Genomic DNA, 24,682 nt, shown 5'->3' with positions numbered 1-24,682 from the left:
ACCATTCTTTTGCGATTACGAGAAGGTTATTTTTAGAAAAGAATAGACGTGAAGTCTAGTAAACAAGGCATTTAGACAGAAGAAAAGAGTATCTGATGATGGATCAGACACTCCTCTCTTTTGTCTTTGATTGTGAGCGGACCGCCCATAAAAATAATGCCCCGAAAAGGAAAATGCCGGCGGTAACATAAAAGACAGCTGGAATTCCGTAATGACTCGCCACAATGCCGCCTATGACGGGTCCGACGACATTTCCAAGAAAGCGGAAGCTGACATTGTAACCAAGCACTTCCCCTTGCATAGAGGCAGGCGCTTTGATGCGAATATAGGCCGTCGTACAAGGAATGATGCCGCCTAGTGCCATCCCGTATAAGAAACGGAAGATGACTAACATCCCGTAGGAATCTGCCATCGCTTGCGGGATAAATAAAATGGAGGAGAGGATGAGAAGGGCAAGCAGCACCTTATCGTGACCAATACGATCTCCAAGATCTCCCCATTTCCGTGTAAACAGCAAATTGCCAAGCCCTGTTGCAGAAAACGCCAGCCCTGCATAAAAGGCAAGATTGACTGGGCCGTGTAAATCATGAATATACAAGGCTAAAAGCGGCTGAATACTAAAGTTCCCGACTTGCGTAATAAATGTGAGAAGCATGGTGACGACAAGTAAAGGCTGTTTGAAAATATGGACAAGGACGTCCTTCCGTGAGTAAGAAACCCGTTTTGCTTCTTTTGAACGGATCGGCTGTTCTTTCACACCGAAGATAATGACAATCGCTGATACATATATGACAGCAGCTGTTAAGAAAAATGTATAAATGAATCCGACACTGTCTGCCATAAATCCACCCATTAATGGACCGAATAACCCTCCGGCGACATTACTCATCTGCATTGTACCAAGGGTCTTACCGGCTGTTGCCTTTTCGGTCTGTGCAGAAATCAGTGCCATCGAAGTCGAAATAAAGCCTGTCACAAGCCCCATGAAAAGCCTTAACGCAAATAGTTGATAAACGGTTTGAACAAGCCCCATTAATAAAATGCTTGTTGCAATCCCAATGCCGTTAATGAGCAAAATCTTTTTATAGCCATGCCGGTCACCAATCCGTCCCCAAATTGGAGAAATGAGAAAGGCTGTTAAAAACGTAACCCCAAAGACATAGCCGCTCCATCTTTGAACAAATTCATTCGAATAACTGCTATCAAGAGACTCTATGTAAAGTGATAAAAAAGGGACGATCATTGTAATGCTGGCAGATACAAAAAAGTTCACAAACCACATGATGTACAAGTTTTTCTTCCTGTTTGTGATAAAGACCACCTTCTTTATTTATTTCGTGTTCCTTAATAATTATAAAGGAAAATAAACGATCTTTCATCTGATGAATAGGTTGGGCATAGTGAATCTGCATTATTTTCACGAAAATGAAGTGATTTCAAAGTCCGTCTTAATATAATAGTAGCAGGATGGAAAACAGACGAGAAAGTGGGGTGAGACTGATGGAACAGAAGACGCTGCTTGTGGTCGATTTTGAATTTACGATGCCTGATGGGAAATATCATCCGCAAAATTTTTTCCCGGAAATCATTGAGGCCGGTGTCGTCAAAGCATCAAATGAAACGATCATAGACACATTCTCAAGCTATGTCAAACCGAAAAAGTTCCCGAAGCTGACAAAGCGCTGTAAATCGTTCCTTGGCATTACGCAGCAGGATGTAGAAAGCGGGATTTCTTTTGAGGCGTTTATCGAGAAGCTCGTGTCACTCGATGGGGGAGAAGACTGTGAGATTATCACATGGGGAAATATGGACATGAAGGTACTGAAGCAAAACTGTATGCTCAATCATATTGGTTTTCCTTTTAAGGGGAATCAAAGGGATCTGGCTTTTGAATATAAAACCTTTTTTGGGGATAGAACACTCACAGGACTTCGGAAAGCAGCTAAGGAGTACGGCAGTGAAGGAGCTGGTAAGCATCATAAAGCACTCGATGATGCCATGACCACTTATCAGCTGTTCACCCTTTTTGAAAAAGATCGATCCTATGTGGAAAATCCGCAAACAACCAAAATTGGTGAACTCATTGACTTCTCTCACTTTTTTGATTCGGCAGATTAGCGGGCGTCTTCTGGAAAATAATCTTTTTCAAGAGAAGAGAGGCACGCTCTTGATTTTTCAGCCCACTTGGAATCATCCGCACTGAGCCCTTTTTTCAATTTGTCTACGGCGTCTTTCAGTGATACTTGATAATCAGGGATGTCGCCATCATAAGGCTTGACCATATGATGAGGGATGTTCGTCTGTTCCCTAAAGGCCAAAGCCCGTCTTTCCTGAAAAAAAGGTACGTCCGCTTCTTTTGGATGATGCAGGTCACCTTGAGTGGGGTGTGTTAAAACCGCTTTTACTTGAACGAGATAAGTAGATGGTTTAACGGCTGTCACTTCCCCAATGTAAACACCTGTTTTGTAAAAACCTTTCACGATTTGTCCAATCTGAATGTCTGTCACATGAAATTCCTCCATTTCCTTCGCATAAGAAGGTATTTCCTTTCTTTTAGCCAATATAGTGAAGTAAACGAGCAAAAGGGGGAAGAGCGGAACATGTCGTTCATCATATTCTTTCTACTGTATTTTCCTGAAGATAAAAGGGAGTATATCCCTGCGGCAATCACGACGGTGCTTTTCTTTGCTGCTGCATTTATTTGCTTTCGTCTAATCGTTCGTGCTTCTAAGAAGCAGGAGCAGATCGATGAAAAAAGGACAAAAAAAATGGATTGATCATTTTCTTCTTGTATCTTCAGGAAACTTCACGGTGACTGTTGTACCAGACTGCAATGAGCTTTTGAAACGAATGGTTCCATGATGATTTTCAATGATGGAAAATGTCACTGTCAACCCAAGCCCTGTTCCTTTATTTTTCAATGTGTAATAGGGTTCACCAAGCTTTTTCATTTGGCTTTCTGACATGCCTACACCGTTATCAACGAAATAAAGGCAGATTCGATGATTTTCTTTTGAAGCAAATAGTTCGATTTTACCTTCGTGTTCGGGCGCTGCTTCGATTGCATTTTTGATTAAATTAATCATGACTTGTTTGATTTTCGTTTCATCACCTTGGATGTATAAGTCTGGTTCAATCGATTGATGAATCGTGACCGACTTAAAATTCGCATAGGATGTCATCAGCGATGCACACTCTTCAAGTAATTTAGATAAATTGAGAGACTCAATTTGATAATAATTTTGTTTCGCAATATCAAGATAGCTCGTAATAATATCCTGCGCACGGTCAAGTTCAGATAAAACGAGATTTTTATAATCTTTATTGGTTGACGGCTCTTTTGTATTGTCACTTGAAAAGAGCAGTTGGATAAATCCTCTCACCACCGTCAGTGGATTGCGGACTTCATGGGCGACACTTGCTGCAAGTTCACTCACAATCGTCAGTTTCTCTGATTGGACAAGCTGTGTTCTCATTTGCGCATTCTCTTTCACAAACTCAATGGAATAAATACTCAGCACAAGAAAGAATATGTAGTAAAGAGTTGAGAAAAATAATTCGAGCAGCTTTTGTTGCATAATGAATGCAGGGCTGTACTCTATTAAGCTGACCACAAGCAGTCCAATGTAAATAAACATCCCTTTTGATAACGCAATCATGACTCCGTATAACAGCTTTCTCTGCTTAGAATATTGGCGCCATTTCCGGTAAAGCAGGAAAGGAATGAAAAAGTAAATCGGTACAACAATCAATCCAACCCATAAAAAAGAGCCATACATCACGAACTTTACGGTTGAACTAACCAAGATAGCGACGATTCCGGCGGTATATCCCCCGTATAAAATAGCCAGTACAAGGGGAATCGATTGAAGCCCAGTCTGCAAATCTAAAATCGAACCAACTGGATACATAATACATAGTGCTGATGAAATGGATGCAAATATGGTGATGAGCAGTTTATTCGTTTTAGGGAAATGAACAGGGGTCCGGCTTAGCCATAGTGCATGATATAAAAAGATTGGAAATAGAATAAAAGATACATGGAGCAGAAAATCCTTGAACATTTCCATTTAAATGCTCTCCTCGTAAATAATTGTAATTCCTCTCATTATACCATTTCATGTACAAAGTAGATATGATAATAGGAGGGTTTTTTTCTTTAAAAAGAACACCCGTTAGGATGTTCTTTTGATAGAAATGGTTTTATTCGGATGATAGAGTGAATGCTTGATGAAGGCGCTTCAGACCTTCTTTTACTGTTCCGGCAGGACAGCCTAGATTCATTCGAATAAAGCCGTCTCCTTCGTGCCCATATACGTTTCCGAGCTCTAGTATGACCTTGCCCTTTTTCAGCAGATTACGTTTCAATTCTGCTTGAGTGAGCTCATAATCACGAATATCCAGCCACAATAGATAAGAAGCATCTGGTTTCATATAACGCATGCTCGGCAGATATTCATCAATATAATCCATTGCGATCTTCATATTATTTTCGAGGTAAAGAACAAGTGAATCCAGCCACTCATCACCGTGGCGATAGGCCGCCTCCATGGCAGGAATCGCAAAGGCATTCAGTTTGGACAATCCATTTCTTTGCAATTCATTGGTGAAAAGGGTTCTTTTTTCTTCATCAGAAATGATAATGGCAGATGCCTGAAGACCAGCTAAATTAAATGTTTTACTCGGTGCAATACACGTTACCGTGATGTTAGCTATCTCATCAGAAAGGCTGGCAAAAGGCACATGCGGCTGTCCGTAAAGCATCAGATCGGAATGAATTTCATCTGACACGACGGTGACACCGTACTGTACACATAGATCTCCTACACGCTTTAATTCCTCTTTTGACCAAGCTCTCCCTGAAGGATTATGCGGATGACAAAGAAACATCAGCTTTGCTTCTGGTCTGCTTAATTTTTTCTCTAAATCATCAAAATCCATCATGTAACGGTTGTTTTCTATTTTTAAAGGATTGGTTGAGACGATACGTCCATTTCTTTCAATCATTTGATAGAAGGGCGTATACACCGGTGACTGAATGACCACTTCATCATTCGGAGCTGTAAAGGCTTGTACCGCAAAACTAAGTGCTGTCACGATACCTGGTGTGAAGGTGACGGCATCTGTTTGTATCGTCCAACCGTGTCTTCTTTTAAGCCAGTCAGCTACTGCTTGCTGCGTTTCCTGATCCTGAAATGCATAGCCGAATACACCATGATCTAATCGTTCTTTTAAAGCATCAAGCACGACTTGCGGCGCTTTAAAATCCATATCTGCGACCCACATTGGCAGCGCATCTGTTGTCAGGAACAAAGACTCTGCTTGATCCCATTTGACTGATTTTGAACCTTTACGTATGATCTGTTCGTCGAAATTCATGAAACCCACCTCTAGCCGTTTTTCAACCACTCTTGGTTGTGCTAAAATAAACATCACAAAATTTATTATAAGCGGTGATCCCCATGAAAGATAGTCAAGCTGTAGAAGAGATGATTCAAATCATTAAGGCATGGGACCCTTTTCAGTATGGAGAGGACTTTTACGAAACGGAGCCTGCTGACGTCATCAGTGCCTTATACGACGCAGAAGACCCGTTATCTTTCGCGAAAGACATTCAAGCCATTTACCATCACTCATTTGATCAGCTTCTTCCGATGGAAAGCTGTCAGCATATCGCAAATCAGCTTTTTGTCATAAGAGAAGGTAGCTCCTGCTCGTTTTAAGACAGGCTGAAATGACCAATTTGATCAGACACAAAGACCGGATTTTCCTCAGGGATGAGGTGCCCGGTTTTTTTTAATGCGTGAAAGGTTGAATGCGGCAGATCTTTGTGCAGTCTTTCGCCAATTTGAATAGGAACGATCCGGTCTTCCTCCCCCCAAATCAGCAGGACAGGTGTCTCCATTTTCTTTAAGACATCTGACGCTAAATCGCCTTCCCTGTGCCGAATCAAACGAAAAATACCTCTGAAAATTTGGTCATCTGAAAAAGGCTTTAAATATCCGTCTACCATCTCTTGATCAATAATCGAATGATCATGCACAACAGCGGTTAAATTTTTCATAATACCTTGCTTGAACAACTTTCTTTTTAAATAGAGATAAAAATAAGGAATATATGTGCTGTAAACAAGCGACTTTTTGGATTTATTCATATACCCTGAACTGCATAAAAGAACGGCTTTTTCAAATAGGTCGGGACGCTCAGAGGCAGCATATAAAGCTATTTGTCCCCCCATGGAATGCCCCACGAGGATCGCATGCTGAATCTGCAAATAACTAGCTAGTTCAATGATGATTTTTGCCATGTTGCGATAGCTGTAAATGAACGTATTTGATTTTTCGGACTGCCCGAATGGAGGCAGATCAATCGCAATTAAATTGAAGTCTTGTTTCAGAAGCGGGATGAGCTTTCGATAGCTGAAGGTAGATGAGAAAAGGCCGTGAATCAAAATCAATGTCTTCTTACCTTCATTTGGATAGTGTTCGTAATAGATATCTAAACCGAATTTACTTTTCATATAGGATGGCTGTACAATGTCCACACTCATCAACTCCGATATTTGATACTCACTCTCTGTTAGGTGACTGTATTGTACCCTAAAAAGTGGATTTTAAGCTACGATTAGAATCTTTTCCCTGCTTAGCATAATGGGAAAAACGTGCTATAATGTTCAGAAGATTTTTTAAAACTAGCTTTTTACAATCAGAGGTGTGAAATCAATGAAACTAACCGAAAAAGAAACTGAAATATTAGAGATTTTAGATGAAAACAGCCGCGCCGATTTAAATACAATTGCAAAAATGGCAGGTGTGACATCAGAAGAAGCAGAAGCCATTATTCAAAAGCTTGAAGATCAAAAAGTCATTATTGATTATTCGACCATGATTGACTGGCGAAAAGTAGACGGACACGAAGGCGTTACAGCGATGATTGATGTGAAAGTGACCCCAAAAAGAGGCGTCGGTTTTGATGAAATTGCTGAACGCATTTACAGGTTCCAAGAAGTGGAGTCCGTGTATTTAATGTCAGGCGTGTATGATTTATCTGTTGTGATCAGAGGAAGATCCATGTCTGATATCGCCCGCTTCGTATCTGAAAAATTATCGACACTTGATTCTGTTGTTTCAACCACTACCCACTTTATTTTGAAAAGATATAAGCATGATGGGAAAGTCTTTGAAACAGGGGACGATGACAAAAGAATCGTGGTGTCTCCTTAAATGAAAAAGTCTTATTTATCTGAAACGGTACAAAGCATTCAGCCGTCAGGTATTCGGAAATTCTTTGATTTGGCAGCCACAATGGAAGGGGTTATCTCCCTCGGGGTCGGCGAACCGGATTTCGTGACAGCTTGGAATGTGAGAGAAGCCAGTATTATGTCTTTAGAGCAAGGACTGACCTCTTATACAGCAAATGCTGGGCTGCTCTCTTTGCGAAAAGAATTGAGTCATTATTTATATAAGCGGTTTCACATTGAGTACAGTCCTGAAGAAGAACTCATTATTACCGTTGGCGGCAGCCAGGCGCTTGATTTGGCCTTTCGCGCCATTTTAAACAACGGGGACGAAGTAATCATCCCAGAGCCTTGTTTCGTCGCATATGGGGCTCTGACGACACTTGCGGGCGGTGTACCGGTTTATTTAAGTACATCGGCTGAAAAAGATTTTAAAGCCGATTCTGCTGATCTTCGTACGAAGCTGACGCCGAAAACAAAAGCCATCTTGCTATGCTCTCCATCAAACCCAACAGGGTCTGTTTACTCGAAAGAAGAGCTTGAAGATATTGCTCAGTTTGCAAAGGAGCATGATCTTTTAATTATCACGGATGAGATTTATGCAGAGCTGACGTACGATGAAGCTTTTACGAGTGTGGCGGCGATTCAAGATATGAAGGAAAGAACGATTTTGATTTCAGGTTTTTCCAAAGGGTTCGCTATGACGGGCTGGCGCTTAGGCTATGTGGCAGCACCGCCAGTCCTCCGTGATGCCATGCTGAAAATACATCAATATTCTATGATGTGTGCACCAGCTATGGCACAATATGCCGCAGAAGAAGCATTAAAAAATGGACTTGAAGATGTGGAGAAAATGAAGAAAAGCTACAGAAGGCGCCGTAATTTGTTTGTCGGCTCTCTCAATGAACTTGGACTCACTTGCCACCAGCCAAACGGAGCGTTTTACGCTTTCCCGTCCATTAAAAGCACAGGCATGACTTCAGAACAATTTGCCGAGGAGCTGCTACTTAGCGAGAAAGTAGCGGTTGTCCCTGGAAATGTATTCGGTCCAAGTGGTGAAGGACATATTCGTTGTTCATATGCGTCGTCACTCGATCACTTGCAGGAATCTCTTTCAAGAATCCAGCGTTTTTTACAGAATAGACAAGTGAAAGAAGAAGCACCTGCTATCTTAAAATAAAAAAAGGCATCAATCCATCTGGACTCATGCCTCTCAAATTAGGGGGGAATACTAGAAAGCATTCTTGTTTTCAGGTATTCCCCCTTTTAAACTGATCTAAACCCAATTAAAAAATATTTTGCGTAAAAGAGCGTTCTGTGATATAGTTTTTAATTGCGTATAAACGAATATTAAAACATTTATTTAGGAGTTGTTATCATGGCGACAAAGTTTGAAGTAGGCAGTGTTTACACTGGTAAAGTAACAGGATTACAAGCGTATGGTGCGTTTGTTGCATTAGATGAAGAAACTCAAGGACTTGTGCATATTTCTGAAGTAACACATGGCTTTGTAAAAGACATCAACGAGCACCTTTCAATTGGTGACGAAGTACAAGTAAAAGTTCTTTCTGTTGATGAAAATGCAGGTAAAATCAGCCTTTCTATCCGTGCGACACAAGATGCACCTGAAAGAAAAGAAAGCAAACCAAAGAAACAAAGACCACAGCAAGCGAAAGAAGAAGCTGCTGCACCACAAGGTTTCAATACACTGAAAGATAAACTTGAAGAGTGGATTGAACAATCTAACCGTAAAGACCTTATCAAGAAATAAAAAAAGCACCGCTTCAAACGGTGCCTTAGGCTGCCTCATAGGCAGTCTTTTTTTATGTCTTTTTCATTAGCGGACCTCTGGATTTGGCTCGTCACGGCGGACAGCTTCTTCACTAGGTTTGAACAACAGACCAAGATTGACAAGACCTGCAATTCCAACAAGACCATAAATAATACGTGATAATGCAGCACCTTGACCGCCAAAGATCGCTGCTACTAAGTCAAATTGAAAAAAGCCGATTAGTCCCCAGTTAATAGCACCGATAATCGTGAGCACGAGGGCAATACGCTGAATAGCACTCATCGTGATTCCTCCTTTCGCTACAGTATCAATACATTTATATTTTGCAGATTTTTAGCCAAACTATGCGTAAGAAAATGGATGAAAGCAAATTACTTTACTTTTGGAATGAAAGAAGCGCATAATGTAGCGCGAGGAGGAGATCACATGGATCGATTTACTTATTGGAACCCAACGAAATTAATTTTTGGAAAGGGAGAAGTATCAGCCCTTTCAGATGAACTAAAACACTACGGAAAAAACGTATTGCTTGTATATGGTGGAGGCAGCATTAAACGAAATGGCCTTTATGACCAAGTTGTCAGCATTTTAAAAGAATCAGGAGCTGCAATCACTGAGCTTGCTGGTGTTGAGCCAAACCCGCGCTTAACAACGGTTAGAAAAGGGGTTGAGCTTTGCAAAGAGAACCAAATTGATTTTATTTTAGCAGTCGGCGGCGGTAGTGTCATTGACGCAACCAAAGCGATCGCAGCTGGTGCGAAATACGATGGAGATGCTTGGGATATCGTCACTCGTAAGCACGTCCCAATGGAAGCCATCCCATTTGGTACAGTACTAACACTTGCCGCGACAGGTTCTGAAATGAACTCTGGCTCCGTCATCACAAACTGGGAAACAAATGAGAAATATGGATGGGGCAGTCCAGCTGTCTTCCCTAAATTCTCTATTCTTGATCCAGTCAATACATTTACTGTGCCAAAAAACCATACGATTTATGGCATGGTCGACATGATGTCTCACGTGTTTGAACAATATTTCCATCACACGGAGAATACACCTTACCAAGATCGTATGTGTGAAGGACTTCTTCGTACGGTCATTGAAACAGCACCAAAGCTGATCAATGATTTGGAAAACTATGAGCTTCGTGAAACGATTTTATTCACAGGCACCATTGCACTGAATGGAATGCTTTCAATGGGCGCACGCGGAGACTGGGCATCTCACAATATTGAGCATGCGGTATCCGCGGTGTATGACATCCCGCATGCAGGCGGACTTGCGATCTTGTTCCCGAACTGGATGAAGCATGTCATTCAAGAAAACCCAGGTCGCTTCAAGCAATTAGCAGTGCGTGTATTCGATGTAGATCCTGCGGGCAAAACAGACGAAGAAGTTGGCTTAGAAGGAATCGAAAAACTTTCTGCTTTCTGGACAAGTCTAGGCGCACCAAACCGTTTAGCTGACTATGACATCAACGATGAGAAAATTGATCTGATTGCAGACCGTGCAATGGCACGTGGTGAATTTGGCCAATTTAAAAAGCTGAACAAAGAAGATGTTCTAGCTATATTAAATGCTTCTTTATAATCGAACATGGAAAAGATAGCTGCTTTTAAGCAGTTATCTTTTTTTGAGTTCTGCATGTACATATGTTACAGTAGTCTTTCATGTTTTTGGATATAAATGTTTTAAGGAGATGTAGAACAGATGGAAAACTTTATTTACTATAATCCAACGAAATTGATGTTTGGAAAAGGACAACTAGACGGACTAAAAAGCGAACTCGCTCGTTATGGAAAGCGAGTGCTTCTTGTATATGGTGGAGGCAGTATTAAGAAAAATGGTCTTTATGATAAGGTCATCAGTGCTTTAAATGAAGCAGAGGCTGACGTATTTGAACTGTCAGGAGTTGAACCGAACCCTCGTCTCACTACAGTGCAAAAAGGGATCGACATTTGCCAAAATGAGAACATTGATTTCTTATTAGCAGTTGGTGGGGGAAGTGTCATCGACTGTACAAAAGCCATTGCAGCTGGAGCTGAATATGACGGGGATGTATGGGATATTATTTCAAAGAAAACGACCGCTCAAAAAGCACTGCCATTTGGCACAGTATTGACACTTGCAGCGACAGGCTCAGAAATGAACCCGGATTCTGTGATCACGAACTGGGAAACAAATGAAAAGTACGTGTGGGGCAGTTCAGTCACGCACCCTGCTTTTTCAATTTTAGATCCTGAGCACACATATTCTGTGCCAGAGAATCAAACGGTGTATGGCATGGTTGATATGATGAGCCATGTGTTTGAACAATACTTCCATAATGTCAAAAACACGCCTCTACAAGATCGGATGTGTTTTGCTGTTCTTCAAACAGTCATCGAGACAGCACCAAAGCTACTTGAAGACTTACAAAACTATGAGCACCGTGAAACCATCCTTTATGCAGGAACAATTGCTTTAAATGGCACGCTGCAAATGGGCTATTTTGGCGACTGGGCATCACATACGATTGAGCATGCAGTATCAGCAGTCTATGACATTCCGCATGCAGGTGGACTTGCGATCCTCTTCCCAAACTGGATGCGTCATACACTTGATCATAATGTCGAACGTTTTAAAAACCTCATGTTGAACATGTTTGACATTGAGACAGAAGGAAAATCGGATCGTGACATCGCATTAGAAGGAATCGACAAGCTGTCAGCCTTCTGGACAAGCCTCGGTGCACCGAGTCGTTTAGCGGATTATGATATTGGTGAAGATCAACTGGACAAAATTGCTGATATCGCAGCAAAAGAAATGGAATATGGTGGTTTTGGTAACTTTATGAAACTTGGCCGTGATGACATTTTAGCGATTTTGAAAGCTTCTCTATAATTTGGATGGCCGCTTCTCTTCATGAGGAGCGGCTTTTTGCTGTACCAATGACGATCACTTGATTTCAATAGCTAGTTCCGCTAAAGTGAAAGGGACAGAACTAACGTAATGGAGGGCTTACAAGCGATGACACATATTCAATTTGACTACTCGAAAGCGTTACCTTTCTTTCAAGAACATGAGCTTACATATTTAAAAGATTTTGTGAAGGTGGCCCATCATAATATTCATGAACAAACGGGTACTGGCAGTGATTATTTAGGCTGGGTTGACTTACCGAAGCAATATGATCGCGAAGAATTTGCCCGCATTAAAAAAAGTGCAGAAAAGATTAAATCTGATTCTGATGTATTACTCGTTGTTGGAATTGGTGGTTCTTATCTTGGCGCACGTGCGGCCATTGAGTTTTTAAACCATTCTTTCTATAATAGTTTGCCAAAAGGCAAACGCAAAACACCGCAAATCATCTTTATTGGAAACAACATCAGTTCTTCTTATTTAACAGATGTAATGGATCTGCTAGAAGATGCCGATTTCTCCATTAACGTGATTTCAAAATCTGGTACAACTACAGAGCCAGCCATTGCGTTCCGTATCTTTAAAAAGCTCCTTATCGAAAAATATGGTGCTGAAGAAGCGAAAAAACGCATCTATGCGACAACTGACAAGGCACGCGGGGCACTCAAAACATTAGCAACTGAAGAAGGCTATGAATCATTTATCATCCCTGATGACGTCGGCGGACGCTATTCCGTTTTAACAGCAGTTGGTCTATTGCCAATCGCTGTAAGCGGTGCAGACATTGATCAAATGATGGAAGGTGCTGCGAAAGCAAGTGAAGACTTCGCATCATCTGAGCTCTCAGAAAATGCGGCTTATCAATATGCGGTTGTCCGTAATGTTCTTTACAATAAAGGACGGACAATTGAAATGCTGATTAACTATGAGCCAGGCTTACAGTACTTTGCGGAGTGGTGGAAGCAGTTATTCGGCGAAAGTGAAGGGAAAGATGAAAAAGGAATCTATCCTTCATCTGCGAACTTCTCAACGGATCTTCATTCACTTGGTCAATATGTACAAGAAGGAAGAAGAGACTTGTTTGAAACCATCGTGAATGTAGACAAGCCACGACATGAACTTGTCATCGAAGCAGAAGAACAAGACCTTGATGGGTTAAACTATCTTGCAGGAAAAACGGTTGATTTCGTCAATAAAAAAGCATTTGAAGGCACAATGCTTGCTCATACGGATGGAAAAGTACCGAACCTGATTGTGACAATTCCTGAAATGGATGCTTATACATTCGGATATCTCGTGTACTTCTTTGAAAAAGCATGTGCGATGTCTGGGTATTTACTAGGCGTCAATCCATTCGACCAGCCTGGAGTAGAAGCGTATAAAGTGAACATGTTTGCTTTATTAGGAAAACCGGGCTTCGAAGAGAAAAAGGCAGAACTTGAGAGCCGTCTCAAACAATCATAAGAATAAAAGGCACATCTTTTCATAAGATGTGCCTCAGATTGTTGACAAAGGGCTAAAATGAACTGTATTTTAGCCCTTTGTCTTCTTTTTAGCGTGATAGAAAACCTTTGAAGTCTAGGAAGGACGAGCACTGGAGCGGAGCGAATTTGACATTCGTGAGCACCAGTGCGCAGGACTGACAACGAATGCGAGGGTTTGTCTACACGCTAAGGCACATCTTTGCATAAGGTGTGCCTTTTTTTATGTTCTCATGGTGTCAGTGCAAGCCTCCCTAAGCTCTGTACATAGAATAATCAATGGAGGAGGTTGATGAAGCGATGAGAACAAATCATATTTATATCCATGACATTTCCGGGCAGGCCATCGTTAACTTTGGGAATGTTGGGCGGATTTGTCCAATGAGTGCTACGAAAGAGACATCAGGAGCGGGCAGTGTGAACGAGACAAATGCATCATCCAGCCAAAGCTTATTTGATGCTGCTTTTACAAACAATGTGCAAATCACGAAAGGTAAATGTATGAATTCCTCTCTTTAACGAACCCTATACAAAAAGGAGGGTTCTGTATGATTCATGTACCATCTAGGCTGACTGGTGAAAGCTTTTCACTGTACCATTTAGAAGAAAATATGAAGCCGCTCGGATATGTCATTAATGGGAATTGGGATTATGATCATGGATATTTTGATTATAAAATTGACAACCGTGACGGCTATACCTTTCTCAGAGTTCCGTTTACAGCCGAGAAAGGACAGCTGGATCAGCCAGGCGTTGTGGTGAAAATGGGACATCCATTTCTCTTAAAGCATGTCTATCAAGATAAATTAGATGACCATGCGATGGTTGGAAATGTAGGGGCATCTTTTAACCAATTCCAAGAACCGAAAGAGAAAGACGGAGATGTGTCAAAGGCTTATGCCGAAATTGGCTTTTCACTCGTCAAAGAATTAGAAGATGTACTGCTTTAAAAGCTGATCAGCTCATCCTCTGGATGAAGCTCATATCCAAAAGGAGGATTCATCATGGGTCCTTCTTTTTTTTGTACGCCTACAATGATCACATGATGCTCTAAAAAGTGATGAAGTGCCGTTAAGAATGTCTCTCCAGCTAATGAAGCCGGTACTGGAATGATGGTGATCTGTTTATGGAGGGTCATGTTTCTTTTGATTTTTAACGCCATGAGCTGTTCTTTTAAAAGAAAATGCTCCACCATTAAATGATTCACGGCATCAGAAGTATGGATGACTTGATTGGCGCCAGCCCGCTCAGCATTTTTCACATAGCGATCGGTTAAAATTTCAATTAAACAATATAACGAAGGGTTTAATCCTTTTGCCGCAAGCAAGGTTAAGACACTCTGCATATCAGCCGTCACTTCATTTTCATGCTGGTCGGCGGTAATCATCAATGTATCAGCACTCATAATATTTGCTCTGCGAAGTGTGGCATCCTCTGTACCATGGCCTTTAATAAAATGGACATTCTCTAAAAGAGGTCCTTCCTTTAAGGAATCATCAATGAGTACAATCGGCATGGCGGGATCAATGGTTTGAAACGATTGAAGCAGTTTGTTCGTTTTCTCATTCCAGCCAACGATAATGACATGTCCTTTCCCCTTAAAAGCGACCTTTCCTTCTACATAATGGTGCTGCTTACTGAACACAGCGGCAGCGAGTGTGGCAAAATAAGCCGTGACAAAGCTTGCCCCGATCAGAATCAGCGCCATACCTGCGATTTGTCCGGGCATGGTTTGCGGCACAAAATCACCATAGCCTACCGTCGCAACTGTAATGAGAGCCCACCAGATCCCATCAAAGATCGTATGATACTGCTTTGGTTCAAGTATGACGATTAATTGTCCAAAAAAGAGAAGCAAGAAACAGATGATGATCGCAATGCGAACATAAAGAGGCCATCTTAGCCAGGCAATGAAGATACGGTTTGATTTCATCGAACTCGTCCTTTCAGGGAGACTGCTAATGTCAGTATGCCCGATTAGGAAACAATTTTTCATCATCGTCATGTATTGAAACAGAACCCATATCTTAAAATAAGAGAGAAGAAGGAGGGAATGCGAATGTCGTTTGTTCAAAAGACCGTACTTCTTTTTATCGGCGCACACTTTTTATCATCTGCGGTGATTTTACTCGTGTTTGATTTAAATGCGGTGAACCATTTTATGAACGATTTCTCGTGGCTTCGTTTTTTTCAAGACCTATATGGAACGGTGACATTTTATACAGCATGCATCGGAATGTTCTTCTTTTTCATTGGTGTAGTGATTCCCCTTAAAAAGACCTAGTGCTTTTTGCTGTACACGTTACATAAAAGTCATTAAAATTGTAAATAAATATATAAAATAAAAAGGAAGCTGATGAGCATGCTGTTTTTTTATTTTTTAACATTTGCCGCATTGGGATTGTCTTTTTGGGCACAATTTAAAGTAAAGAATAATTTTGAAAAGTATTCAAAGGTTGAAGCTGCCAGTATGAAAACAGGTGCTGAAACCGCTCGATATATTTTAGATCGCAACGGGTTATACGATGTACCCGTTGAACCGGTAAGAGGAACTTTGACTGATCATTACGACCCGACGCAGCGTGTGGTTCGTTTATCTGAACCAGTGTATTATGGCCATTCTATTTCGGCCATTTCAGTCGCATCACACGAGGTTGGACATGCCTTGCAGCATCAGGAATCCTATGGTGCGCTTGTCTTGAGACATAAGATCTTCCCTGTCGTGAACTTTGCATCTGGTGTTGCCCCGCTTCTTTTCCTAGGTGGATTATTGCTCGGCAGCCTTAACTTAATCGGGCTTGGGATCGTTCTGTTCTCAGCTGCTGTGTTCTTTCAGCTAGTGACATTGCCTGTTGAGTTTAACGCAAGTTCTCGTGCAAAGAATATCATTGTTTCAGAAGGAATCATTAGAAGCAGTGAAGAAAGAGGCGTGAACAAGGTGTTAAATGCCGCAGCTCTTACGTACGTAGCAGCGGCCCTTGTCTCCCTGTTTGAATTGCTCCGTTTTGTAATGATCTTCCTAAATGGCCGTAATGATTAATTGACGCCAGAGGAGGTGAGCCCTTACCCGTGTTAGGTAAGGGTTTTTTTGTATATTTTAAACGTATTTTTAGTCCTATTACTCATTGCTGCGACAGCATTTTTTGTTGTCACTGAATTTGCGATTGTGAAAATTAGAGGCTCAAAAATCAATCAGCTGATTGAAAGCGGTGATAAGAGAGCCATTCATGTTCAAAAACTGACAACCAACCTTGATGAATATTTATCTGCCTGTCAGCTTGGCATTACCATCACGGCATTAGGCTTAGGGTGGTTAGGGGAGCCAACAGTGGAACATTTCCTGCATCCGCTTTTTGAAAAGGCAGGGCTTCATTCCGCTTTGACAGACATCATATCGTTTATCATTGCCTTTGTGATCATTACGTTTTTGCATGTTGTCGTTGGGGAACTTGCTCCCAAAACGATTGCCATTCAAAAGGCAGAAGCTGTCAGTCTTGTGACGGCAAAACCTCTTATTTTTTTCTATAAAGTCATGTACCCGTTTATTAAAGCATTAAATGGGGCTGCACGAGGCATTGTGAAATTATTTGGTTTTCATTCTGTCAAAGAACATGAAGTGGCGATCAGTGAGGAAGAATTGCGTCTCATCCTGTCTGAAAGCTACGAAAAGGGCGAGATCAACCAATCTGAATACAAATATGTCAATAAAATATTTGAATTTGATAACCGAGTGGCGAGAGAGATCATGATCCCGCGCACAGAAATCTCTGCCATTGAAATTGAACAGAGCCTGGAAGACGTGACGCATTATATGCTGAACGAAAGGTATACACGTTATCCTGTCATTAAAGAAGACAAAGATCATGTCATTGGTGTGATCAATAGCAAAGACGTATTTAAAGCAAGTTTTCTCAATCAAGAGGTGTCCATTGAAGACTTAATGCGCCCTGTCATTCGTGTCATTGAAAGTACACCGATTCAAGAACTGCTGATTTTGATGCAAAAGGAACGGATTCATATGTCGGTGCTTGTAGATGAATACGGCGGAACAGCAGGTCTCGTCACAGTTGAAGACATATTAGAAGAAATTGTGGGTGAGATTCGAGATGAATATGATCAAGATGAAACCCCGCATATTGTGAAAAAAGGTGACTTCCACTATGTCATGGATGGAAAAGCCTTGATCGATGAAGTAAATGATTTATTGGATTTAGCGATTGAAAATGATGATGTTGATACAATTGCCGGCTGGATGATGACGCATAAAATTGATTTTGACATTGGAGATATCATTGAAGCAGAAGGCTGTGAATTTAAAATTGTCGATGCAGAAGATCATCATATTCGAACCATAGAAGTAAAAAAGGTTCACTTTTCCTAAAAACCTCGGAGCTATTGACGAGGTTTTTTTGCTTGGTAAACTTTAGGTAAGAAGATTTGTTTCTGCCAACCGGCAGTGATTGATTTCACATAAAAAGGGTATGGTTTTATAGACATGATCAAAAGGAGCCAGTGAAATGAAAAAAATCAACGTACAAACAGACAAACACGCTGACATGATAGACATTACCCATGAAGTTCAGCAATATGTCCGGGAAACTGGGATTCAAAACGGAACGGTTATGGTCTATTGTCCACATACGACGGCTGGAATCACCATTAATGAAAATGCCGACCCAGACGTCAAACGAGATATGCTGCGCCGGCTTGACGAAGTCTTTCCATGGGAACATCCAAAAGATCGTCATATGGAAGGCAATACAGCAGCGCATATGAAAGCTAGTTATATGGGAGCATCTCAGCATGTTCTTGTCCATCATGGTGATCTTGTGCTTGGAACGTGGCAGGGAATCTATTTTTGTGAGTTTGACGGACCGAGACATCGTCACTTTTATGTACAGGTGTCATCTAACGAGTAAGGGCGGGGGGAGAAGATGGGAGAATTCACAGCGTTACTTCAAATTGAACATGGCATCATTCAAGCACCAATGGCAGGAGGAGCGGTGACGCCGCAGCTTGTCGCCGCTGTTTCACAATATGGCGGTCTCGGCAGCTTAGCAAGTGGTTATGTACAGCCTGAAAAGATGAGGCAGCAAATCAGACAGGTCAAACAGCTGACATCTCGTCCATTTCAAGTGAATGTGTTTGTCCCTGAACCCATTTCAGAAACGAAAACAGAAGATGTATCATTTTGGACAGATCGGCTGCCTGTCATACCAGAAGCACAGATAATCCCTAGCGAAGAAGAATTATGGAAGGACTATGAAGAAAAAATCAACATTCTTCAAGAAGAAGAAGTCCCAGCTGTGTCGTTTACATTTGCCTGTCCAAACGAACAAACAATTCATCACCTGAAACAAAAGGGGATCTTTCTCATCGGAACAGCTACAACAAAAAAAGAAGCACTGCTTTTGGAAGAAAAAGGAATGAATGCCATTGTTCTACAAGGAAGCGAAGCAGGAGGGCATCGAGGCACCTTTTTACCTTCAAAGGGAGATGCTCAGCAGGGACTTTTCTGCCTGATCAGTGATGTCAGGTCTGTCTGTCATATCCCATTGATTGCCGCTGGAGGTATCACAGACAGGACCACTATGAAAGCTGCACTAGCACTTGGAGCAGGTGCGGTTCAAATAGGGACACGATTTTTAGCGAGTCAAGAAAGTGCTGCGGCAGATGTGTACAAAAAGGCGCTGTTACAGGCAGAAGGCAGTGAAACAGCGATGACACGGCTTTTCTCTGGAAAAAAAGCCAGAGGTATTGTCAATCAGTGGATGGAGGAAGAAAGACGAAATGAAGACCGGGTTCTTCCCTATCCTATACAGCATGTATGGACAACACCGATGCGAAAAGCGGCAGCTGCTGCAGGAAACCCAGAACAAATGGCTCTTTGGGCAGGTCAGGGGGTTGGCCGTATTCATTCCATTTTAACCGTTGAAGAGATCATGCATGAACTCACGCAGATATAATTTGATGATGGGTGGTGTGACAGGATGGAAATCTTAAAACATTCATATCGGAAAAAAGGACAAATTGAATTTCTATTTGATGATTTTCCGCACTCCCCTGCCGTTCTTACCCCCATTCGTCATTACTATTTTGTTCGTTATGTGAAATGGAATCAGCACGACCCTCCAGTCACAAGAAACCATCTAGAAGAAATGGAAATCCTAGCAAACGCAATGCTTGGCACGCTCCATGATTACCGAAAACGCAAGGCATACAAAGGCCCCTTGTCATAACCTATAGACAAGAGGCCTTTTTTAGCTGCCAAACATTTGCCTGAGATAAATAACATCCATCCTAGTAGTCTGCGGCAGTAAATAAGCGGACTGAACCGCCCCTGGCCGTCTTCTGGCATTTAATTTATCGATAATCTCTGCAGCTGTTAAGATCCCAAGCCCATGCCCATAATATTGATCTTCCCCTAAGTAAATCACATTTTCTCCGCGCCATTGAGACTGTTGATAGCTAAACTCTGGATTCTCGAAATATAGGCAATCCCCATAAATAAAATCATTTCCGCGCTCTGTATAAATGGACAATGTATCATAGTGCCAGTCATACAGTGTTAAACTTCTAAGTCTTCGATTGAACTTCTCGTCTCCTACCGTTTGCAAGACTCCCATATAAAACACAATGACAATCGCTGTGGCACATTCAAAGGCATATTTTGAGCCATTTTCAAAGATGTCTTTAATCCCTGTAGATGGCTCGACTTGATAGCGCAGTTCTAACGCTCCGGCCTCTGATACACGCCAATAGGCGTCATTCGCACGGGACCTTTGAAAGATAGCAAATGAGGCACCGCTCTTATTCAAATCTCTTGCCGCATTCATGATATTCGATCTTAAAGTCACCTCAAATAACAAATCAGATGCCTGCCTATAACGGAACGTATCATTTGAGGCTTGTAACTGCATCAAAATGATCCGCTTTTGTCCTTCTAGCTGAAACGATGCCAGCTGCTCATTTGTCACTGGCTGTCCTGAAAGGATAATCATATGAAAAACGCCCCCTTTTGTATTAGCGTATGCGGGATGCTTGGGCAAGGAATCAATTTGTGAAAATAAACAAAAAGTCATCCTTTTTATTTGAAAAACATGAAAATAATATGAAGCTGTCCGATATAAAACATAACGTTTAAAAGGAGGAAAAACATGAAAAGTATCATAAAATGGTTGAAAAAACCATCGATTTCTAAAAGGCTGATTATTTCATTCACACTTGTTCTCGTCTTGCCTATCATTACACTCAGTACGATTTCATATCAGATTGCCAAAGAAGAATTAGATCATGAAATCATGTACGGAGCAAACGCAAGAGTCAATGAGCTGAATGACATGATTGAGCAAAAGCTTTTGAATAAGGAGAACGCAGTCAAACTGTTTACCGAAACATCCAGTGCTGCAGACTTTAAAAAGAAAAACCAGGACGAACTGTATGAGCATTTTGAGATATACAGTAAAATCAATGAAGATGATGTGGTTGGGTTTTATGCAGCAAGTAAAAATCGTGACTTTATTCAGTTCCCTAAAGTGGACATGCCAAAAGGCTATGATCCAACAACTCGTGACTGGTATAAAGCGGCGATGCAGGACGAAAAAGGTGAACCTGTGGTCACCAATCCATACATCTCTGCCACAACAAACGGCATGGTTGTCACAATCGCTCAGCGTCTAAAGGACGGATCGGGAGCCATTGGGATTGATATTGATGTTCAGGATATCGTCGATAAAATCAAAGATATTAAAATTGGACGAGAAGGATATCCAATTATTGCAAATAAAAATAAACAGATTGTCGCTCATCCAGAAGAAAAATCAGGATCTGCAGTGACTGAAAATATTTCATCAATCCTTTACAGCAGCAAAGAAGGAACATCAACTTATGAGAATAAAGGAGAGCAAAAACGTCTCGTTTTTGTAACAAATGATTTAACAGGTTGGAAAATTGCTGGAACGATGTTTGTATCAGAAACAGAAGAAGCAGCACAGCCAGTTTGGAATTCTGCCATTATTCTTTTAATTTCTTCTTTTATCCTTGGCGGTATTGCGATCTTCTTTATCGTTCGCTCCATCACAATTGGACTTAGAAGGCTTGTTGATTTCTCAGAAAAGGTGAGTGAAGGGGATCTAACGGAAACCCTCGAAACCAAATCGAAGGATGAAATAGGAGACCTCACAAGAAGCTTTAGTAAGATGAGTGAATCTTTGCGTGAAGTTATCCGAGCGGTCCAGCAATCTGTCGACAATGTAGCTTCAGCTTCAGAAGAGCTGACTGCTAGTGCCAGCCAAACAAGTCAGGCGACAGAGCATATCACCATGTCGATTGAACAATTCTCAAATGGGAATGAAGCACAAAATGAGAAAGTCGAATCTAGCACGAATCAGCTTGTCGCAATGAATGAAGGATTACAAGGTATGTCACAAACTTCATCAGAAGTGACTGCTGTCTCCATTCAATCGACAGAAGCGGCTGGACAAGGCGGACGTATCGTTGAAAGCACAGCGAATCAAATGAAACATATCGATACATCTGTACAAGAAGCCGAACAAGTCATGAAAGAATTAGAATACAAATCTAAAGATATTACGAGCATTTTAAATGTCATTAATGGCATCGCAGATCAAACGAATTTACTTGCACTCAATGCAGCCATAGAAGCAGCAAGAGCAGGTGAATCAGGGCGCGGTTTCTCTGTCGTAGCAGAGGAAGTCAGAAAACTAGCGGTCCAATCTGCAGATTCAGCGAAAGAAATTGAAAAGCTGATCCAAGAAATTGTGTTGGAAATTTCCAAATCTCAAGAGATGTTCAAAGCTGTTAACCGAGAAGTAAATGCAGGACTTGGGATGACAGAAGAAGCAAAAGAAAGCTTCCAAAACATCTATGAGGCGGCAGAAGGTATGTCGAAAAAACTCACTCAATTAAATGATACAGCGGTTGACCTATCAAGCGGATCAAAACTTGTATCACAAGCCATGCAAGAGATGCGTCAAGTTTCAAGAGAAAGTGCGGCGAACATTCAAGATATTGCGGCATCTGCTGAAGAACAATTGGCATCTATGGAAGAAATTTCGTCCTCTTCTGTCACACTTGCCAATATGGCTGAGGAATTAAAAGAGCTGACAAGTCAATTTAAAATTGATTAAAAAACGATGAAAAAATATCCAGAATTGTCTGGGTATTTTTTTTATTTTTAAACGTCATTTCCAGCCCTCTAAAAATAAACCTTTCATCCGATAATAACTTTAGAGAAGTAAAGGGGGAAAGAGAAAATGGGAAAAATGATCCAATGGTTCAAAAAACCATCCATTTCTAAAAAATTAGTTATTGCCTTTTTGGTAGTCCTTATACTGCCAACAGTTGCACTGACCATTAGTGCGTTTTTCACATCAAAGACAGAGTTAGACAAACAGATTATGGGCAGTGCGATGAGTCAGGTCAATGCATTTGATACCTTAATCGATGAGAATATTGGGAACAAGGCAGAGGCTGTGACCCTGTTTACAGATGATCTCAAGGCGGCTAATCTTCAAGAAAAAAATAGAAAAGCTACCATTAAAGAATTGCAGCAATATGGAAAAATTAATGAAAAAGATGTCTCAGCCATTTATGCAGGTTCAGAAAAGGGTTTGTTCATGCAATACCCAGTTCAAAAAATGCCTGAAGGCTATGACCCGCGAGAGCGTCCATGGTATCAAGAGGCCATGAGTGCTGATGGTAAACAAGTCATCACGAAGCCATATGTCGCAGCATCTACAGGTAAAATGGTCATCACCATTGCCCAAAAAACGAAAGATGGCTCAGGGGTGATTGGTCTTGATATGGAAATTGACAGCCTCATTCAAAAGCTAAAAGAAATCAAAATAGGTCAAAAAGGATATGCTTTCATCATGGAGAAGGATAAAACCGTGTTAGCAGATCCAACCCAAAAGCCAGGAAGCAAAGTCAATGAGAATTTGGCGAACATTATTTTTAAAAACAAACAAGGAAACGGCAGCTATACACTCAATGGAACAGATAAAAAGGTAGCTTATGTCACCAATGAACTAACCGGCTGGAAAATCGGCGGCACGATGCTCGTATCAGAAGTAGAGGAAGCAGCTAAACCGGTATTCAATACAGCCATTATTGTGTTCAGTGTGACACTGATCGTAGCAGGAACCCTCATCTTCTTTATTGTCCGCTCTATTTCAAGTAGATTATCCAATCTGGCCCGTTTCTCGAAAAAGGTCAGCGAAGGTGATTTACGTGATAAACTTCAGATTCAATCAGATGATGAAATAGGACAAGTTGGTAAAGGCTTTAATACGATGATTGACTCATTAAGATCCCTCATTGGTGCCGTCCAAACCTCCGTTGAAAATGTCGCTTCTTCATCAGAAGAACTGACCGCAAGCGCAGGACAAACAAGTAAAGCAACAGAGCATATTACATTAGCCATTGAACAATTCTCTACTGGTAACGAAAGCCAGAATGATAAAGTGGAATCAAGCTCAGAAGAGTTAGAAGAAATGAACAGAGGCCTTCAGCACATGAATGAATCGGCTGAATCGATTACCGCTTCATCCATCAAATCAACAGAGATTGCAGGAGAAGGCGGACAGCTAGTAGAAAAAACCGCTTCTCAAATGAACGTGATTGATCAATCAGTGAAAAAAGCAGAGAATGTCATCAGTGCGCTAGAAAGCAAATCAAAAGATATTACCCAGATTCTTGGTGTCATTAATGGCATCGCAGATCAAACGAATTTACTTGCGCTGAATGCAGCAATTGAGGCAGCAAGAGCTGGAGAATCTGGTCGAGGTTTCTCCGTTGTAGCAGAAGAAGTAAGAAAACTTGCTGTTCAATCTGCCAACTCAGCGAAAGAAATTGAAAACTTAATCAAAGAAATCGTTCAAGATATTGATGTATCACAAGAAGTATTCACAGCAGTAAATCAAGAAGTTCAATCAGGATTAAGCTTTACTGAACAAACGAAAGTCAGCTTCCACAATATTTTCGACATGACCAAAGAAATCTCAGATCAGCTCCAAACAATGAATCGAACAGTTGTCCAGTTGTCAAAAGGATCTGCACATGTTTCTGAGGCTGTCCGTGAGATTGCAGACGTATCACGTGAAAGCTCCGCCAATATTCAAGACATTGCCGCTTCAGCTGAAGAACAGCTGGCATCAATGGAAGAGATCAGCTCATCCTCTGCCACCCTTTCTTCAATGGCAGAAGAATTACGTGATTTGATTAGCAAATTTAAAGTCGAATAAACCAAAT

The 24,682-nt window shown here is 41.3% G+C and carries 27 protein-coding genes; 19 read left to right on the top strand and 8 right to left on the bottom strand.

Annotated elements, in window-relative coordinates:
* Positions 1–103: 103 nt before the first annotated feature.
* Positions 104–1,282, bottom strand: coding sequence for an MFS transporter (locus MHI58_RS15310; protein ID WP_220482436.1), 1,179 nt, complete (start codon positions 1,280–1,282; stop codon positions 104–106).
* 218 nt (positions 1,283–1,500) lie between these two features.
* Between MHI58_RS15310 and kapD the strand changes: the two genes are divergently transcribed.
* Positions 1,501–2,118 (top strand): 3'-5' exonuclease KapD, encoded by a 618-nt coding sequence (kapD, locus tag MHI58_RS15305; protein ID WP_008345814.1) that lies wholly within the window; start codon positions 1,501–1,503, stop codon positions 2,116–2,118.
* On the opposite strand, the gene MHI58_RS15300 is transcribed toward kapD, so the two are convergent.
* Positions 2,115–2,507, bottom strand: a complete 393-nt coding sequence (locus MHI58_RS15300) for a kinase-associated lipoprotein B (protein WP_017358956.1) — start codon at positions 2,505–2,507, stop codon at positions 2,115–2,117. The two genes, kapD and MHI58_RS15300, sit on opposite strands and share 4 nt — an antisense overlap.
* 93 nt (positions 2,508–2,600) lie before the next feature.
* Here MHI58_RS15300 and MHI58_RS15295 point away from each other — a divergent pair, with 93 nt between their 5' ends.
* Positions 2,601–2,777 carry a hypothetical protein gene (locus MHI58_RS15295; RefSeq protein ID WP_008345810.1) on the top strand — a complete coding sequence of 59 codons (177 nt, stop codon included), beginning with the start codon at positions 2,601–2,603 and terminating at the stop codon, positions 2,775–2,777.
* Here the strand turns inward: MHI58_RS15295 and MHI58_RS15290 are convergent, their stop codons facing one another.
* The gene (locus MHI58_RS15290) at positions 2,778–4,070 is read right to left on the bottom strand and encodes a HAMP domain-containing sensor histidine kinase (RefSeq protein ID WP_045034536.1); all 1,293 of its coding nucleotides are present in this window, start codon (positions 4,068–4,070) and stop codon (positions 2,778–2,780) included.
* Between the two features lie 133 nt (positions 4,071–4,203).
* The gene (locus MHI58_RS15285; RefSeq protein WP_039169733.1) at positions 4,204–5,379 is read right to left on the bottom strand and encodes a MalY/PatB family protein; all 1,176 of its coding nucleotides are present in this window, start codon (positions 5,377–5,379) and stop codon (positions 4,204–4,206) included.
* An 83-nt stretch (positions 5,380–5,462) separates the two neighbouring features.
* Here MHI58_RS15285 and MHI58_RS15280 point away from each other — a divergent pair, with 83 nt between their 5' ends.
* Positions 5,463–5,723, top strand: a complete 261-nt coding sequence (locus tag MHI58_RS15280) for a YugE family protein (protein WP_045034535.1) — start codon at positions 5,463–5,465, stop codon at positions 5,721–5,723.
* Here MHI58_RS15280 and MHI58_RS15275 read toward each other — a convergent pair.
* A complete protein-coding gene (locus MHI58_RS15275; RefSeq protein WP_041507697.1) occupies positions 5,720–6,544 on the bottom strand; it encodes an alpha/beta fold hydrolase in 825 nt (274 codons plus the stop codon). The two genes, MHI58_RS15280 and MHI58_RS15275, sit on opposite strands and share 4 nt — an antisense overlap.
* Positions 6,545–6,722: 178 nt before the next feature.
* On the opposite strand from MHI58_RS15275, the gene MHI58_RS15270 reads away from it, so the two are divergent.
* The 3 genes from MHI58_RS15270 to yugI all read left to right on the top strand — a co-directional run bounded on the left by MHI58_RS15270 (position 6,723) and on the right by yugI (position 9,008).
* A complete protein-coding gene (locus MHI58_RS15270; protein ID WP_007500517.1) occupies positions 6,723–7,223 on the top strand; it encodes an Lrp/AsnC family transcriptional regulator in 501 nt (166 codons plus the stop codon).
* On the top strand, positions 7,224–8,417 hold the full coding sequence (locus MHI58_RS15265; protein WP_039169726.1) for an aminotransferase: 1,194 nt from the start codon (positions 7,224–7,226) through the stop codon (positions 8,415–8,417).
* Positions 8,418–8,615: 198 nt separating this feature from the next.
* Positions 8,616–9,008, top strand: coding sequence for a S1 domain-containing post-transcriptional regulator GSP13 (gene yugI, locus MHI58_RS15260; protein WP_024719717.1), 393 nt, complete (start codon positions 8,616–8,618; stop codon positions 9,006–9,008).
* A gap of 66 nt (positions 9,009–9,074) precedes the next feature.
* Here the strand turns inward: yugI and MHI58_RS15255 are convergent, their stop codons facing one another.
* The gene (locus MHI58_RS15255; RefSeq protein WP_008345792.1) at positions 9,075–9,311 is read right to left on the bottom strand and encodes a DUF378 domain-containing protein; all 237 of its coding nucleotides are present in this window, start codon (positions 9,309–9,311) and stop codon (positions 9,075–9,077) included.
* 144 nt (positions 9,312–9,455) lie between these two features.
* On the opposite strand from MHI58_RS15255, the gene MHI58_RS15250 reads away from it, so the two are divergent.
* From MHI58_RS15250 to MHI58_RS15230, 5 genes are all read left to right on the top strand, one after another.
* Positions 9,456–10,619 carry an iron-containing alcohol dehydrogenase gene (locus MHI58_RS15250; protein WP_017358962.1) on the top strand — a complete coding sequence of 388 codons (1,164 nt, stop codon included), beginning with the start codon at positions 9,456–9,458 and terminating at the stop codon, positions 10,617–10,619.
* A gap of 120 nt (positions 10,620–10,739) precedes the next feature.
* Positions 10,740–11,912: an iron-containing alcohol dehydrogenase gene (locus MHI58_RS15245; RefSeq protein WP_039169723.1), complete on the top strand. Its 1,173-nt coding sequence runs from the start codon at positions 10,740–10,742 to the stop codon at positions 11,910–11,912.
* Between the two features lie 126 nt (positions 11,913–12,038).
* Positions 12,039–13,394 carry a glucose-6-phosphate isomerase gene (locus MHI58_RS15240; RefSeq protein WP_024719715.1) on the top strand — a complete coding sequence of 452 codons (1,356 nt, stop codon included), beginning with the start codon at positions 12,039–12,041 and terminating at the stop codon, positions 13,392–13,394.
* Positions 13,395–13,711: 317 nt separating this feature from the next.
* Positions 13,712–13,930 (top strand): spore germination protein, encoded by a 219-nt coding sequence (locus MHI58_RS15235; protein WP_024719714.1) that lies wholly within the window; start codon positions 13,712–13,714, stop codon positions 13,928–13,930.
* A 29-nt stretch (positions 13,931–13,959) separates the two neighbouring features.
* A complete protein-coding gene (locus tag MHI58_RS15230; RefSeq protein WP_024719713.1) occupies positions 13,960–14,361 on the top strand; it encodes a YugN-like family protein in 402 nt (133 codons plus the stop codon).
* Here MHI58_RS15230 and MHI58_RS15225 read toward each other — a convergent pair.
* Positions 14,358–15,344, bottom strand: a complete 987-nt coding sequence (locus MHI58_RS15225; RefSeq protein WP_041507696.1) for a TrkA family potassium uptake protein — start codon at positions 15,342–15,344, stop codon at positions 14,358–14,360. The two genes, MHI58_RS15230 and MHI58_RS15225, sit on opposite strands and share 4 nt — an antisense overlap.
* 126 nt (positions 15,345–15,470) lie before the next feature.
* Between MHI58_RS15225 and MHI58_RS15220 the strand changes: the two genes are divergently transcribed.
* The 6 genes from MHI58_RS15220 (at position 15,471) to MHI58_RS15195 (ending at position 19,650) form a co-directional block, all read left to right on the top strand.
* Complete coding sequence (locus tag MHI58_RS15220) at positions 15,471–15,695, top strand: hypothetical protein (protein ID WP_008345775.1); 225 nt, start codon at positions 15,471–15,473, stop codon at positions 15,693–15,695.
* 81 nt (positions 15,696–15,776) lie between these two features.
* Positions 15,777–16,451 carry a zinc metallopeptidase gene (locus tag MHI58_RS15215; protein WP_024719711.1) on the top strand — a complete coding sequence of 225 codons (675 nt, stop codon included), beginning with the start codon at positions 15,777–15,779 and terminating at the stop codon, positions 16,449–16,451.
* A 48-nt stretch (positions 16,452–16,499) separates the two neighbouring features.
* Positions 16,500–17,792, top strand: a complete 1,293-nt coding sequence (locus MHI58_RS15210; RefSeq protein ID WP_024719710.1) for a hemolysin family protein — start codon at positions 16,500–16,502, stop codon at positions 17,790–17,792.
* A gap of 136 nt (positions 17,793–17,928) precedes the next feature.
* The gene (locus tag MHI58_RS15205) at positions 17,929–18,330 is read left to right on the top strand and encodes a secondary thiamine-phosphate synthase enzyme YjbQ (protein WP_041507695.1); all 402 of its coding nucleotides are present in this window, start codon (positions 17,929–17,931) and stop codon (positions 18,328–18,330) included.
* 15 nt (positions 18,331–18,345) lie between these two features.
* Positions 18,346–19,377, top strand: a complete 1,032-nt coding sequence (locus tag MHI58_RS15200) for a nitronate monooxygenase (RefSeq protein WP_041507694.1) — start codon at positions 18,346–18,348, stop codon at positions 19,375–19,377.
* A 24-nt stretch (positions 19,378–19,401) separates the two neighbouring features.
* Complete coding sequence (locus MHI58_RS15195; protein WP_041507693.1) at positions 19,402–19,650, top strand: hypothetical protein; 249 nt, start codon at positions 19,402–19,404, stop codon at positions 19,648–19,650.
* 21 nt (positions 19,651–19,671) lie between these two features.
* Here the strand turns inward: MHI58_RS15195 and MHI58_RS15190 are convergent, their stop codons facing one another.
* Positions 19,672–20,412, bottom strand: a complete 741-nt coding sequence (locus MHI58_RS15190; protein WP_008345763.1) for a protein-glutamine gamma-glutamyltransferase — start codon at positions 20,410–20,412, stop codon at positions 19,672–19,674.
* Positions 20,413–20,568: 156 nt separating this feature from the next.
* Between MHI58_RS15190 and MHI58_RS15185 the strand changes: the two genes are divergently transcribed.
* A complete protein-coding gene (locus MHI58_RS15185; protein WP_024719706.1) occupies positions 20,569–22,560 on the top strand; it encodes a methyl-accepting chemotaxis protein in 1,992 nt (663 codons plus the stop codon).
* A gap of 126 nt (positions 22,561–22,686) precedes the next feature.
* On the top strand, positions 22,687–24,675 hold the full coding sequence (locus MHI58_RS15180) for a methyl-accepting chemotaxis protein (protein WP_045034534.1): 1,989 nt from the start codon (positions 22,687–22,689) through the stop codon (positions 24,673–24,675).
* The last annotated feature ends 7 nt before the right edge of the window (positions 24,676–24,682 follow it).

This window comes from Bacillus sp. FSL K6-2869, assembly GCF_040869405.1.
In the GTDB taxonomy this organism is placed as follows: domain Bacteria; phylum Bacillota; class Bacilli; order Bacillales; family Bacillaceae; genus Bacillus; species Bacillus altitudinis.
This window is presented reverse-complemented; position numbering and strand designations above follow the sequence as displayed.

Coding starts and splice junctions, on each gene's coding strand:
- MHI58_RS15310 (WP_220482436.1), bottom strand. CDS start 1,282: ATGTGGTTTGTGAACTTTTTTGTATCTGCCAGCATTACAATGATCGTC.
- kapD (WP_008345814.1), top strand. CDS start 1,501: ATGGAACAGAAGACGCTGCTTGTGGTCGATTTTGAATTTACGATGCCT.
- MHI58_RS15295 (WP_008345810.1), top strand. CDS start 2,601: ATGTCGTTCATCATATTCTTTCTACTGTATTTTCCTGAAGATAAAAGG.
- MHI58_RS15290 (WP_045034536.1), bottom strand. CDS start 4,070: ATGGAAATGTTCAAGGATTTTCTGCTCCATGTATCTTTTATTCTATTT.
- MHI58_RS15285 (WP_039169733.1), bottom strand. CDS start 5,379: ATGAATTTCGACGAACAGATCATACGTAAAGGTTCAAAATCAGTCAAA.
- MHI58_RS15280 (WP_045034535.1), top strand. CDS start 5,463: ATGAAAGATAGTCAAGCTGTAGAAGAGATGATTCAAATCATTAAGGCA.
- MHI58_RS15270 (WP_007500517.1), top strand. CDS start 6,723: ATGAAACTAACCGAAAAAGAAACTGAAATATTAGAGATTTTAGATGAA.
- MHI58_RS15265 (WP_039169726.1), top strand. CDS start 7,224: ATGAAAAAGTCTTATTTATCTGAAACGGTACAAAGCATTCAGCCGTCA.
- yugI (WP_024719717.1), top strand. CDS start 8,616: ATGGCGACAAAGTTTGAAGTAGGCAGTGTTTACACTGGTAAAGTAACA.
- MHI58_RS15255 (WP_008345792.1), bottom strand. CDS start 9,311: ATGAGTGCTATTCAGCGTATTGCCCTCGTGCTCACGATTATCGGTGCT.
- MHI58_RS15250 (WP_017358962.1), top strand. CDS start 9,456: ATGGATCGATTTACTTATTGGAACCCAACGAAATTAATTTTTGGAAAG.
- MHI58_RS15245 (WP_039169723.1), top strand. CDS start 10,740: ATGGAAAACTTTATTTACTATAATCCAACGAAATTGATGTTTGGAAAA.
- MHI58_RS15240 (WP_024719715.1), top strand. CDS start 12,039: ATGACACATATTCAATTTGACTACTCGAAAGCGTTACCTTTCTTTCAA.
- MHI58_RS15235 (WP_024719714.1), top strand. CDS start 13,712: ATGAGAACAAATCATATTTATATCCATGACATTTCCGGGCAGGCCATC.
- MHI58_RS15230 (WP_024719713.1), top strand. CDS start 13,960: ATGATTCATGTACCATCTAGGCTGACTGGTGAAAGCTTTTCACTGTAC.
- MHI58_RS15225 (WP_041507696.1), bottom strand. CDS start 15,344: ATGAAATCAAACCGTATCTTCATTGCCTGGCTAAGATGGCCTCTTTAT.
- MHI58_RS15220 (WP_008345775.1), top strand. CDS start 15,471: ATGTCGTTTGTTCAAAAGACCGTACTTCTTTTTATCGGCGCACACTTT.
- MHI58_RS15205 (WP_041507695.1), top strand. CDS start 17,929: ATGAAAAAAATCAACGTACAAACAGACAAACACGCTGACATGATAGAC.
- MHI58_RS15200 (WP_041507694.1), top strand. CDS start 18,346: ATGGGAGAATTCACAGCGTTACTTCAAATTGAACATGGCATCATTCAA.
- MHI58_RS15195 (WP_041507693.1), top strand. CDS start 19,402: ATGGAAATCTTAAAACATTCATATCGGAAAAAAGGACAAATTGAATTT.
- MHI58_RS15190 (WP_008345763.1), bottom strand. CDS start 20,412: ATGATTATCCTTTCAGGACAGCCAGTGACAAATGAGCAGCTGGCATCG.
- MHI58_RS15185 (WP_024719706.1), top strand. CDS start 20,569: ATGAAAAGTATCATAAAATGGTTGAAAAAACCATCGATTTCTAAAAGG.
- MHI58_RS15180 (WP_045034534.1), top strand. CDS start 22,687: ATGGGAAAAATGATCCAATGGTTCAAAAAACCATCCATTTCTAAAAAA.